The sequence below is a fragment of the Stutzerimonas stutzeri genome (assembly GCF_019090095.1).
Lineage (GTDB): Bacteria > Pseudomonadota > Gammaproteobacteria > Pseudomonadales > Pseudomonadaceae > Stutzerimonas > Stutzerimonas stutzeri_AN.
Window position 1 is genome coordinate 775,057 of record NZ_JAGQFP010000001.1, and the last position, 12,404, is coordinate 787,460.

9 protein-coding genes are annotated in these 12,404 nt (G+C 61.2%); 6 read left to right on the forward strand and 3 right to left on the reverse strand.

Annotation, left to right across the window (positions count from 1 at the left end):
- The first annotated feature begins 19 nt into the window (after positions 1–19).
- The 6 genes from KVO92_RS03280 (at position 20) to KVO92_RS03305 (ending at position 9,110) form a co-directional block, all read left to right on the forward strand.
- The gene (locus tag KVO92_RS03280; RefSeq protein WP_217474252.1) at positions 20–2,152 is read left to right on the forward strand and encodes a PQQ-dependent dehydrogenase, methanol/ethanol family; all 2,133 of its coding nucleotides are present in this window, start codon (positions 20–22) and stop codon (positions 2,150–2,152) included.
- Positions 2,153–2,378: 226 nt separating this feature from the next.
- Positions 2,379–3,647 (forward strand): carbohydrate porin, encoded by a 1,269-nt coding sequence (locus KVO92_RS03285; protein ID WP_217474253.1) that lies wholly within the window; start codon positions 2,379–2,381, stop codon positions 3,645–3,647.
- Between the two features lie 815 nt (positions 3,648–4,462).
- Complete coding sequence (locus KVO92_RS03290) at positions 4,463–5,008, forward strand: DUF4256 domain-containing protein (protein WP_217474254.1); 546 nt, start codon at positions 4,463–4,465, stop codon at positions 5,006–5,008.
- A 218-nt stretch (positions 5,009–5,226) separates the two neighbouring features.
- Positions 5,227–6,066 carry a bifunctional allantoicase/(S)-ureidoglycine aminohydrolase gene (locus tag KVO92_RS03295; RefSeq protein ID WP_217474255.1) on the forward strand — a complete coding sequence of 280 codons (840 nt, stop codon included), beginning with the start codon at positions 5,227–5,229 and terminating at the stop codon, positions 6,064–6,066.
- 245 nt (positions 6,067–6,311) lie between these two features.
- Positions 6,312–8,306 carry a methyl-accepting chemotaxis protein gene (locus KVO92_RS03300; protein ID WP_217474256.1) on the forward strand — a complete coding sequence of 665 codons (1,995 nt, stop codon included), beginning with the start codon at positions 6,312–6,314 and terminating at the stop codon, positions 8,304–8,306.
- 177 nt (positions 8,307–8,483) lie between these two features.
- Entirely contained in the window at positions 8,484–9,110 is a 627-nt protein-coding gene (locus KVO92_RS03305; RefSeq protein WP_217474257.1) for a glutathione S-transferase family protein, read from the forward strand.
- A 165-nt stretch (positions 9,111–9,275) separates the two neighbouring features.
- On the opposite strand, the gene fabF is transcribed toward KVO92_RS03305, so the two are convergent.
- From fabF to KVO92_RS03320, 3 genes are all read right to left on the reverse strand, one after another.
- Positions 9,276–10,574, reverse strand: a complete 1,299-nt coding sequence (gene fabF, locus KVO92_RS03310; RefSeq protein WP_217474258.1) for a beta-ketoacyl-ACP synthase II — start codon at positions 10,572–10,574, stop codon at positions 9,276–9,278.
- Between the two features lie 71 nt (positions 10,575–10,645).
- Positions 10,646–11,185 (reverse strand): PaaI family thioesterase, encoded by a 540-nt coding sequence (locus KVO92_RS03315; protein WP_217474259.1) that lies wholly within the window; start codon positions 11,183–11,185, stop codon positions 10,646–10,648.
- Between the two features lie 427 nt (positions 11,186–11,612).
- Positions 11,613–12,179: a TetR/AcrR family transcriptional regulator gene (locus KVO92_RS03320; protein WP_217474260.1), complete on the reverse strand. Its 567-nt coding sequence runs from the start codon at positions 12,177–12,179 to the stop codon at positions 11,613–11,615.
- Positions 12,180–12,404 lie beyond the last annotated feature (225 nt).

Below are 12,404 nucleotides of genomic sequence, written 5' to 3' on the forward strand. Positions count from 1 at the left end.
AAACAAGGAAATAATAAAAATGAACTTAAAACAGTCAAACCTAAGGGTTCAAATGGTCATGGCGGCCTCGCTTTTTGCGATTACGCCACTGCATGCATCAGACAGAATCATCACGGATAAGGAATTGTCTGATGAATCCAATACTGCTGATTGGCTGGCTTACGGACGAACACACTCCGAACAGCGATTCAGCCCTCTTGAAGATATAAATGTAGACAACGTCGGCGGGTTGAAGCCTGAATGGTATGCACCATTGCCGGATCGATCCGATATCGTCGGAACACCGTTGGTTGTCGATGGTGTCATGTATTACGTCGGTGAAATGAACAAGACGCGTGCGTTCGATGCACGCACGGGCAAGATGCTTTGGGAATACGATCCGCAAGTTTCCAAAGAAATTCTCGACAACAACATGAAGAAGGTCTTCTGGAAGCATAACCGCGGACTTTCGACCTATGGCGACAAACTATTCATCGCCACCTGGGATGGCCGCCTGATAGCGATCAACAGAAAAGACGGCAAGGAAGTCTGGCAGACCCGAACATTTGACCACGACCAGCCATTGAATATTACCGGCCATCCCAAGGCCTTCGACGGCAAAGTATTTGTTGGTAACGGCGGAACAGAGCTTGGCCCGATGCGCGGTTATGTGACCGCCTATGATGCCGAAACCGGCAAACAGATCTGGCGTTTCTATATCGTGCCTGGCAACCCTGCCGATGGGTTCGAGGACGCCGCTCAGGAAATGGCGGCCAAAACCTGGAGTGGCCGGTGGTGGGAAAACGGCGGCGGCGGTAATGCCTGGCATGGCTGGACGTACGATGCGAAATACAACCAGCTCATCTTTGGCACAGGTAACGGTGGCCCATGGAACATCAAGGTACGTAGCCCGGAGGGCGGCGATAACCTGTTCCTGTGCTCTCTCGTAGCAGTAGATGCGGATACAGGCGAGTACAAATGGCACGTCCAAACGGCCCCCGGTGACACCTGGGACTACAACTCGAACATGGACATCGTGCTGGCCGACCTGAATATCGATGGCAAGGATGTCGATGCGCTCTTGCACGCACCAAAAAACGGATTCTTCTATACGATCGACCGCTCGAACGGCAAGGTACTGTCGGCTGAAAAATTTGCTGATGCCAACTGGTCACCCAAGTACGACCTGAAAGAACAGCGCCATATTGTTGCGGAAGACGCCAGATATCCCGATGGCGAGAAGAATATCTACCCTTCGGCATTCGGCGCTCACTCGTGGCACGCGATGTCCTATAACCCCGAGTTGAATCTTGCGTTTATCCCCACCAACCATCTGGGCAATACCTTCAAGGACGATGGCAAGAACACGAAGCCCGGGCACAAGATGGCGAGCCACAAACTCTATCTGGGCCTGACCGGATGGGAGTTGACCAAAGATCCGCATGAATCGCGCGGCTCCTTGCAGGCCTGGGATCCGGTCAAGAACAAACGTGTATGGCAAGTCAACCAGAAGAGCCCATGGGGTGGCGGAACCCTGACCACCGCCGGCAACCTGGTTTTCCAAGGCCAGCCTGACGGCCTGTTCAAGGCCTACGATGCGCGTACCGGCGACGAGCTCTGGTCCTATGACGTAGGCCTTGGCATTTCCGCGCCACCGATTACCTACAAACTGGATGGCAAGCAGATGGTTTCCCTGCTGGTCGGCCCGGGTGGGGCCCTGGCCTCCAACTTCGGCGGCAACGGCGAGCTGGGTTTCGAAAGCCATGGCTGGAAATACGGTGTGCACGAGCGCCGCATCATGACCTTCTCACTCGACGGAAAAGCGGTCGTTCCCAAACAGCCTGCACCGCAGCTGGCCAAGCCAATCATCGACGAGAAGTTCAAGGTCGACGCCAAGAAAGCGGAAGCCGGTGCCGGTGCTTTTGCGGAAAACCTCTGTGTTGGCTGCCATGGCGCCGGAGCGGTCGCGGGGATGAAAGCGCCCGATCTGCGGGAGTCGCCAATCCTGCTCTCTGGCAACGAAAAAGCCTTTGAGCATGTGGTGCGCGGGGGCGCGCTGTTAGCCAACGGCATGCCCAAGTTCCCGGATTTGACGGATGCCGAGCTGGAAAGCATTCGTCACTTCGTTCGCCGGCAAGCGCACGACGGCGTGAAGTCGGGCGGAGGGCATTAGTCCTTCAACGCTAGACAAGCCCGAATCCAAGTGAAGGAACGAGCGTGCCACAGCGCTCATTCGCGACCGGTTCGGGCTTTCAACACACCGACAACGCAGCCACCGTTACCGAGCCACAGGTAATGAACCATGAGCACAAGCGCTTGCGAATACCCTTCATGCCATAGGCCTTCCACCTAACGATATTCGCGGCGCTCCGCATCGTCACATCCGAAGGATCAGAACAATGACAACAAGCCTGAGCTTCGGCAGCGGCATTCTCGCCGCCTGCCTGATCACTTCTGCCCACGCGGCCGAGTATTCGCCCGACCAGTTTCTGTTCGGCGACTGGAACGGCAGCCGCACCCGCCTGCATGAGGCCGGCGTCGACCTGCAGATCACCTACGTCAACGAGCTGGCCTGGAATACCCAGGGCGGCAATGACCGCACCGGCGCCTACGCCGACCAACTGATGTTCGACGCCGTGCTGGACCTGGACAAACTGCTGGGCTGGGCCGGCGCCGGCTTTCATTTCACGGTAGTCAACCGCAACGGCGAGAACCTCAACGGCGAGGCGGACCTCGGCGTGCTGCTGCAGCCGCAGGAAATCTACGGCTATGGCAGCACCACCCGGCTGGTGCAGTTCTATTACCAACAGGCGCTTCTCGATGACCGCCTGCTGCTCAAGCTTGGTCGCCTGCCCATGAGCGGCGAGATCTATCCCTTCGCCTGTCCATTCCAGAACCTCGGCTTCTGCGGCACGGTGCCCGGCTACATCACGCCGAACTGGTACACCTGGCCAATCAGCCAATGGGGCGCCACCGCGCGTTACCAGCTGGACGAAGAGTGGTCGCTGCAGACTGCGCTTTATCAGGTCAACCCGCGTTTCACCGAGCGCGAGCAGGGTCTGAACTTCGGCAGCCCGTCGGGCACCACCGGCTACCACGCGGTGGCGGAACTGGGCTGGACGCCGACCTTCTCCGGCCAACCTGGAGCCTATCGCCTGGGCCTCTGGCGCAACACCGGCGACTTCGAGGATGTCTACCATGACGCGGCCGGTCGGCCGATGGCGCTATCCGGCGCGCCAGCCGCCGAACACGACAAGGCTACTGGCGGCTACCTGATGGCCGAACAACAGCTTTGGCAGAGCGCTGCGTTGCCGGCGCGACGGCTGAAGCTGTTCGCCAATCTGATCCAGTCCGACCCGGACGTGACCTACATCGAGCGGATCTGGCAAGTTGGTGGCATCCTCTCCGCGCCATTCGCCTCGCGCCCCAATGACGAGATCGGGCTGGGTCTCGGCCGCCTGGAAATCAATGACGATGCCCGCAAGCACCTGCACAAACAAGGCGAGCCCGTGCCGGATGTGGAATACCCCGCTGAGCTCTACTACCGCGTCGCCCTGACGCCGGCCGTCTCGCTGACGCCGAACGTCCAGTACTTCCACCGCCCCGGCGGCTTCGACAGTGCGCAAGATGTGGTGGTTGTGGGGCTGAAGACGGTGGTCAGCTTCTGATAATGCTGCTGCCGCTAACCAGACCTAGGGGCCAATCCCGAACGTGTTCCAGTATTCCGCGCCCGACCAAGCCAGCATGCCGATGTCGATGACAGGGATGCCGCGGTAGTCTTCCTGCGTGAACGTGGCATCCGCGTGCTCGGCAAGCCTCGACCTTCACCGAAGGGCCGGCATTTCCCACACGCCGATTCAAGGTCACAGCCCTGGCATGCCAGGGCCTTGGCCGGAGGCGACACACCGGAGCGGACGAACGTAGGCGGCCGTTGTGCATAAGCCTTCCAAATGACACGAATAGCCTCGTCGGTCTGAACGATTTTCGACCAGTCTGAGCGCAGGCCCGATAACAGCGACCTCGAGCGACGCTTGTACGACGATATCCACGTGGTTATCCACAGTTTCTGTGGATTAAGCCTTTATCTCGATGTGTATAAGACTGCGCCCGCGCGGAAAACCAGCGCGAGACGAACGAGGCCTCCTAGCCAACGGGCCAGCTAACGCGATACGAGGTCGCGCCGGATGGCTGCCGCAGAACAGGACCGAGCGCAATTGGCACCAGAAGGATTAAGCCCTCTGCCTGCCGCGTAACGCCATGTGCTGCCCCTCCCCTTTTGCCTCGTCGCGGCGCATCGGCACTGCCCTGCATCCGCCCTGTTCACCGGCTACGCTAATGGTCGCTTGCCGCAACGCTGTTCAGTTCAGCGACGCGCGCAACGGCATGCGCAGCCACCTCCGTAGGAACAAGCGAAGGCGCCCGCAGACGAGGTATAGCGCCAGCACCATACCGCCCAGCAACCCATCGCCGACGACCGTCAACCATGAATAAAACCGAACGAGAAGCCTTGCTCCACCTGTTGAAAGATCGCTTCGAGCAGCATGCTCATCGGCATGAAGGCCTTGAATGGAGCGATGTGCTGGCGAGGCTGGAACGCAACGCCAGCGCACTAAACGCCCTGCACGCGATGGAGCGCAGCGGAGGAGAACCCGACGTGATAGCGCACGATCCAGAGACGGGACAATTCACCTTCTGCGATTGCTCCAGGGAGAGCCCATCAGGCCGCCGAAGCCTGTGTTACGACGATCAGGCGCTGAACGACCGAAAGGAGAACAAGCCACTGGCCAGTGCGGTTGCAATGGCTCATGAGATGGGTATCGAACTGCTGACCGAACAGCAGTACCGGACGCTGCAGACACTCGGCGAGTTCGATAGCAAAACGTCCAGCTGGGTCAGCACACCGTCGGACGTTCGGGCGCTGGGTGGGGCACTCTTTTGCGACCGTCGCTACGGCAAGGTGTTCACCTATCACAACGGGGCACAGTCGTATTACGCCGCCAGAGGCTTTCGCGGCTCGCTGCGTGTGTGAACCTAGACGTACACGGCCTATAAGTAGGTAAACAGATTCTGACGCACGCCGGCACTCGAGGGCGCGACGGCGCGACGGCGCGAAAGAACAGGTTTGGCCCGGGACAGGAATTATTGTATACATTGTCTTCAGAAAGATGTTCAATGTGTATACAAAACCTGCTCCTTCCCCAGCCTGCGGCCTCGCCAGCAGGTACCAACAACCATGACGGGAGTTTTATGGCAAACACCAAATATTATGCCCCCACTGGCGGGCATCCAGCCCAGACCGAGCTGCTGACCGATCGCGCGATGTTCACCGAGGCCTACGCCATCATCCCGAAGGGCGTGATGCGTGACATCGTCACGAGCCATCTGCCGTTCTGGGACAACATGCGCATGTGGGTACTGTCCCGTCCGCTGTCCGGCTTTGCCGAAACCTTCTCCCAATACATCGTCGAATTGGCTGAAGGCGGTGGCAGCGACCGTCCTGAGCAGGATCCGAATGCCGAAGGCGTGCTGTTCGTGGTCGACGGCGAATTCACACTGACGCTCGAAGGCACCACGCACGCGATGCGTCCGGGCAGCTATGCGTTCATTCCGCCAGCGTCCAACTGGTCGCTGCGCAACACCAATGCCGCTCCGGCGCGCTTCCATTGGGTGCGCAAGTACTACCAGGCAGTCGACGGCCTGGCGCGTCCGGAAGCTTTCGTCGCCAATGAGCAGGACATCGAACCGATCCCGATGCCGGGTACCGACGGCAAGTGGGTCACGACCCGTTTCGTCGACATGAGTGACATGCGCCACGACATGCACGTGAATATCGTGACCTTCGAACCCGGTGCCGTCATTCCCTTCGCGGAAACCCACGTGATGGAGCACGGCCTGTATGTGCTCGAAGGCAAGGCCGTTTACCGCCTGAACCAGGACTGGGTCGAAGTGGAGGCCGGCGACTACATGTGGCTGCGCGCGTTCTGCCCGCAGGCCTGCTATTCAGGCGGCCCCGGCAAGTTCCGCTACCTGCTGTACAAGGATGTGAACCGTCACATGGACCTGGGCAAGTACAACCACCGCCTCTGACCGCTCCCCAGCGCCGTCCAGACGCCCTCCTCGCCCCCGTGGCCTGGAGGGCGTTTTCGTTTCCTCGTGATCGTCCCTGGCCGCTCCCAGGCAGCACCGTCACCCCAAGCCGCTCGACGCATCGAACGACTGTCGTGCAGTGGACGAACCGTTGATCAGGGGAGCCTCAAGCGCGCCAGACGATCGCCGATACAGCGCGATCGCCAAGCCCGCTGATGGGCAGGCTGTCCACAGGTTCCGAAAAGATGTCAGTTCTGAGCACCATTAAGGCCCGTTACACCCTCACCTTCGTCGGCTTCGTTCTGCTGGTGATGCTTCTCACGATGCTGGGCATCAAGCGGTTCGTCACCCCGCAGCTCATCGCAGCCGGTGAAACCATCGTGCTGTCGCAGGTCGCTGAAATCGGCGAGCACATCGGCGTCGAGCTGGCGCGGGTCGAAGCCCAGGCACGCAGCATCACCCAGACCGTACCCATGCTGGAAAGCGATGAGATCGATCGGGTGTTGCCCGGTCTGGTCGATCAGTACGGCGATGCGAAGGTATTCGGCGGCGGAATCTGGCCGCTGCCCAATCTGCGCACGCCGGGACGTGCGAAGCACAGCACCTTCTACCATCGCGACGCGACAGGAAAGCTGATCGTCAATACGCATTGGAACTCGGCTGAGTCGAAGAATTACTTCGACGAGCCCTGGCATCGCGGCGGCATGCAGGCGCCTCGTGGCAAATGCGTCTGGGCTGCGGCATACAAGGACGACGCCAGCGCCGAGCCGCGCACCAACTGCGCCATGACCATCTACAAGGATGGTTCGGCCTGGGGTGTCTCGACGATCGACCTGACCCTTGGTTTCTTCAACCGCCTGGTTGCGGAAAAGCAGAAACAGATCAACGGCGAGGTGATGATCGTCGAAGCGGACGGCAAGATCCTCAGCAACCAGCCGCAACTCAGCGCTGACATGGTGTTGCGTAACGTATCGGAGCTGTCCAGCCAATCGCCCTTCATCGCTACGGTGCAGAAGGCGCTGGCCGAGAAGCCGCAGCAACTGCATCGCGGGTCCTACAGCAGGAACGGCGAAGACTTCAGCTTCTTCCTGACCCCTATCGAAGGAACCCCATGGTGGCTCGCCGCGGCGCTGCCTACTGCCCAGCTCGAGGCCCGCAGCGATGCCATGCTCAAGACGCTCGCTTCGCTGCAGATCCCCATGGTCCTGATTCTTCTGGCTTTGATGATCGTCGCGCTGAACCAGCTGATGAAGCGCCTGGACGTGCTGCGATCGAACATCGACGCGTTGTCGGCGGGCGACGCCGATTTGACCAAGCGAATCGACATCAAGGGCGAAGACGAAGTCGATCGGGTGGGCCGCTCGGTGAACGGATTCATTGGTTACCTGCAGACCATGATGATTGACGTAAGCGACGCCACTACCCAGATCCAGGCCGAAATCGGGCAGCTCAAGCAGCTCTCGCGCACGACCAACGAGGCCTTGGCCAGACACGCATCGGAAACCGATCAGGCTGTCACCGCGATCAACGAGATGAGCTCGACCGCTGAGTCCGTTGCGCAAAGTGCCAGCGATACCGCCACGTTCACGCAAACCGCCAACCACAACGCCAACGCCTCGAAGCGGGTCGTTGACGATGCCTCCAGCAGCGTGCGCGCCCTGGTCAGCGAGGTGGAAGGCGCGACGGCCAAAGTGCAGGCGATGGAGGTTGATGCTCAACGGATCAACGACGTACTCGGCGTCATTGGCGACATTGCCGGACAGACCAATCTGCTGGCCTTGAACGCGGCCATCGAGGCGGCACGTGCCGGCGAGCAAGGGCGCGGCTTCGCGGTGGTCGCCGATGAGGTCAGGGCGCTCGCCGCACGTACCCAACAGAGCACCTCGGAGATCAACGAGACGCTGCAACGCTTGCAGCAGGCCGTCGGCTCGGCGGTCCAGGCCATGGAACAGACCAAGATCAGTTGCCAAACCACGGCGGACAAGACCGCCCAGGTCACTGTCGGCCTGGATGAAATGGCCGACTCGGTGGTTCATATCAACGACCTGAGCACCCAGATCGCCACCGCGGCAGAAGAACAGAGCGCCGTCGCCGAGGAGATCAACCGGAACATGGTCGCGGTGCGACATGTCGTCGACGAGCTGGTTGAAAGCGGGGTGAGTGTGGACCGCAGCACCGAGTCGCTGCTCACCAGCAACGGGCGCCTGTCCGCCGTCGTGAGCCGCTTCAAGGTGCGCTGATATCGGCACGGATCAGCAGAAAAGGCCCCTCGGGGCCTTTTTTGTTGCCAGGCAAACCCTGCGTGTCGTGCAGCCATTCTGCTCATGGTGTTTTGTGCTTGGGATGTCGATTCGGCGCGCTGCCGTTCGATTAATCAGGCAACCCACGACAATCGCCTGAAATCACTGGAGCCGAACATGTTGAAACTATATGGAACGCCGCCAACCCGAGCCCTGCGCGTCATCTGGCTGCTCAACGAACTGGGTCTGGAATATGAGATGGTCCCGGTAGACCTGTTACGCGGTGAGCAGCGGGAACGCGACTTTCTCGCCCTCAACCCCGCGGCCAAGGTCCCGGTGCTGGTCGACGGCGATCGGGTCATAACCGAATCGGCAGCGATTCAGCTCTATCTCGCCGAGAAGAATCCTCAAGCGGGGTACATACCAGAGACGGTCGAGGATCGAGCCCAGATGTATCGCTGGATTTTCTTTCTGGTGACCGAGATCGAGCAACCGCTCTGGCGTATCGCGCGGCATACGTTCATCTATCCGGAAAACCAGCGAATACCACAGGATGTGGAACTGGCGCGGCAGGAATGCATGGACATGCTGGCCGTGCTGGAGCGACATATGGAGGAACGCGAGTTCCTGGTGGGCGATCGGATCAGCGTGGCCGACTTCAACGCGGCGTATACGCTGGACTGGGCCGACGAAGAAAAGCTGCTCGAGAACACACCGAGGTTGAGCGGCTACTTGAAGGCCATGTACGACCGTCCCGCGGCTCCGCCAACCATTGCCCAAGCGTTTGCAGCTACCGGCAACTAGGCCGTCGACGCGACGCGGTTGGACTCGATGAGTGCAACGAGCCGCGCGGCTGCAGGGGTATCGCTAGCCAGCGCGGGCCAGGTGCGCTGGGAGCTGGGCCTGCCTGGCAGGTCCAGCCACAGCGTTCAGCCTTTCGGCTGCATGACGGGCAGTCGAATCAAACGATCACGACGTCGGCGGGGACGGCTGCCAGCGACGGAACAGTACGCTGGCATTGACGCCGCCAAATCCGAAGCCGTTCGACAGCGCGTATTCGATGGGCATTTTCCTGGCCGTCAAGCCAACCAGATCGAGTCCCGCAGCATCCTCGTCGGGCTCGGTCAGGTTCAGCGTGGGCGGGACGATCTGATCACGAAGCGCAAGCACCGTGAAGATGGCTTCGATGCCGCCCGCGGCGCCCAACAGATGCCCTGTGCTGGACTTCGTCGAGGTGATTGCCGCCCCCGACCCCGTGCCGAACAGGGATCGAATGGCAGCCAGTTCACCCCGGTCACCGACCTGGGTGGACGTCGCATGCGCGTTGATGTGATCAACGTCGCTCGGCGCCACCCCTGCCTGTTGCAGCGCCAGCTCCATGGCTCGACGCGCACCGCTGCCATCGGCCGGGCCAGCGGTCAGGTGGTACGCATCGGCGCTGGTGCCGTAGCCGACCAGTTCGGCCAGGGGCTGGGCGCCGCGCGCCAGGGCGTGGTCCAGCGATTCGATTACCAGCAGGCCGGCGCCTTCGGCCATGACAAAGCCTTCGCGGTTGCGATCGAACGGGCGGGACGCCTCCTGCGGGCGATCGTTGAGTCCGGTCGCCAAGGCGCGCGCTGCCGCGAAACTGCCCAGGGTGACGCGATGGATGGCGGCCTCGGTCCCGCCACAGACAGCGATATCCGCCTCGCCGCTGCGAATCAGACGTGCCGCGTCCCCGATGGCTTGTACCCCAGCAGCGCAAGCGGTGACTGGTGCGCCGAGTGGCCCCCTGAAGCCGTGCTGGATGGAAACGTGCCCAGCCGCCATGTTGGCGAGGAACGACGGCACGGTGAATGGCGAGAGCCGACGCGGACCGCGTTGGTCGGTGGTGCGCACGGCCTCGGTGATCGCGTCGAACCCTCCGACGCCCGAGGCAATGAGCGTGGCGGTGCGTTGCCGGGCGGCTTCGTTGGCCGGCTGCCACTTGGCTTGGGCCAGGGCTTCCTTGGCCGCGACGAGCGCAAACTCGATGAAGCGGTCCATCTTCTTGCGATCCTTGGCGGGGACATGCCGGTCCGGGTCGTAGCCCGCCTCGCTGTCCTCGGCTACGCTCGGTACGCGTCCCGCGATGGCGCAACCGGTACCGGCTGTCACCTTGTCAGGCAGCACTCGGATACCCGACTCACCAGCAAGCAGGCGCGACCAGACGATCTCCGCGCCGCAGCCCAGCGGACCCACGATCCCGACGCCCGTCACGACGATACGAACAGCATGTTGATTGATCATTTTATTCCTTAGGGTCAAAGGCCAGCCTTACACCACGAACGGCTGGATCAGCCGACCGCACTGAACTCGTGTCAGGCGTCCGGCGTAAGAATCAGGCAACTGGTCGAGCCGATGGCATAGAGACGGTCTTCCACATCGTAAAGACGCCCTTCGGCCACAGCGGTCGATCGACCGACATGGATCACCCGTCCCTCGGCACGTACCGGCCCGACGCCGGCGCGTAACGCGCGCACGTAGCTGATACGCAGGTCAGTAGTCGTGTATCCCTGCCCCGTTGCCAGCCGGGTGTGCACCGCGCAGCCCATGCAGGAATCCAGCAACGTGGCTGCGTAACCACCGTGCACGCTTCCCAGCGGGTTGTAGTGGCGCTCGCTCGGTGTGCCCTGGAAGACGAAATAACCAGGCGCCCATTCCACCGGCACGAAGCCCATCAGCTCGCCCATGGGAGGGCTTGGCAGTTCGCCCCGGCCGATCGCGTCGAAGAATTCCTGGGCAGACATCGCTGTCACGGTGGCGAGCGGAACGCTACCGATCGGCCCCAGCCGGGCTCGCATGGTTTCTTCCGCGTTCAGCCATTCGGCCAAACGCTGTTCTCGTTCTGCATAGTTCATGGGCCTTCCTCGGCGATCTCGCGCTTGCACACGCATTGAATGACACGCGACATATAAAGCATATGATGGTCATCATGTAAAGAGCGCAACGAGTGTCTGAAAGGTCCGAGTACTGATCGCATTCGCTATAAGGCGCGTGCCACCTGGGTGACGCTGCCACTCGTGCTGCCGAGTCCGCTATTCACCGTTCTGCAAGCTGCGCGCGGTAGCGAACTGCTCAGCGGTTGGCAAGGCTGGCCAAGCGCAGGCTTGGTAGTGGAGTTCAAGCGGGTTGATCCACATCCAGTGCAATCACTGACCGGAGCTTGGTCTGCCCGATACGCGAGCCGCCCTGTCCGGCGGCAGGCCTTAGGCGATATGTGCGCATTGCCATTGGTGCAGCCGTTGCCGCTGGATGCGCGAGGCAAAGCGATGGTGCCTGGCGTGGCTAGGATTCGGGCAGATTCGCGCCGGTGTGCTTCAGCAAACTAGCGCGGGTTTCGTCGAGCAGCTGATCGGCCAGTTGCGGGTCCGTGACGCTACGCGACAGCATCAAGGCGCCGACCATTGCGCTGAGCACCATGGCGGCATCCTGACGCTCATCAAGATGCGCGCCCAGCTGGTCCAGCCGCCTGCGCACCCCCTCGTCAGTGACCGCGCTGGCTTGCCCACGCTGGCCCAACTCTGCAGACACCGTCGGCAACGGGCAGCCCTTCGCCGGCTCGGCACGGTGCCCCTTGGACAGGTACAAGGCGATGAACGACGCCAAGGGCTGGTCACCAGACAGGCTGCCGACAGTGACCTCGTCGAGCTCGCTCAGGCTATGACGCAGCGCCTCCTCGACCAGTTCGTCCTTGGATTTGAAGTGCGCGTAGAAGCCACCATGGGTCAGGTCCAACGCCTTCATGAGGGCCTGCAGCCCGGTCGCGCTCACCCCGTCACGGCGAAAACGCCGCGCGGCCTCTTCGACGATGCGTTGGCGAGTCTTGGCCTTGTGATCTTCCGAATAACGCATGGGCGCCTCCACCGTTCATATGCCGTCCATCATGCTACGCAATCGGCGGCCGCTTACGTGAAAAGTTTTCTGCGCTGTACAGGCTGGCGGTAACCAGGCGACTCGCGCTCGGCAGGCGTCGTAGCTGGAGCACACGTACGGCAAGGCACCGCTGGCGCAGGTCGGTGACCGATTGGCACAACATCATATTGCTATTAGCCACGCAGCCTGCCATAAAGCAGCACT

What these genes read in the sequence shown, in the direction of transcription:
- KVO92_RS03280 (WP_217474252.1), top strand. Translation starts at nt 20, where the DNA reads ATGAACTTAAAACAGTCAAACCTAAGGGTTCAAATGGTCATGGCGGCC.
- KVO92_RS03285 (WP_217474253.1), top strand. Translation starts at nt 2,379, where the DNA reads ATGACAACAAGCCTGAGCTTCGGCAGCGGCATTCTCGCCGCCTGCCTG.
- KVO92_RS03290 (WP_217474254.1), top strand. Translation starts at nt 4,463, where the DNA reads ATGAATAAAACCGAACGAGAAGCCTTGCTCCACCTGTTGAAAGATCGC.
- KVO92_RS03295 (WP_217474255.1), top strand. Translation starts at nt 5,227, where the DNA reads ATGGCAAACACCAAATATTATGCCCCCACTGGCGGGCATCCAGCCCAG.
- KVO92_RS03300 (WP_217474256.1), top strand. Translation starts at nt 6,312, where the DNA reads ATGTCAGTTCTGAGCACCATTAAGGCCCGTTACACCCTCACCTTCGTC.
- KVO92_RS03305 (WP_217474257.1), top strand. Translation starts at nt 8,484, where the DNA reads ATGTTGAAACTATATGGAACGCCGCCAACCCGAGCCCTGCGCGTCATC.
- fabF (WP_217474258.1), bottom strand. Translation starts at nt 10,574, where the DNA reads ATGATCAATCAACATGCTGTTCGTATCGTCGTGACGGGCGTCGGGATC.
- KVO92_RS03315 (WP_217474259.1), bottom strand. Translation starts at nt 11,185, where the DNA reads ATGAACTATGCAGAACGAGAACAGCGTTTGGCCGAATGGCTGAACGCG.
- KVO92_RS03320 (WP_217474260.1), bottom strand. Translation starts at nt 12,179, where the DNA reads ATGCGTTATTCGGAAGATCACAAGGCCAAGACTCGCCAACGCATCGTC.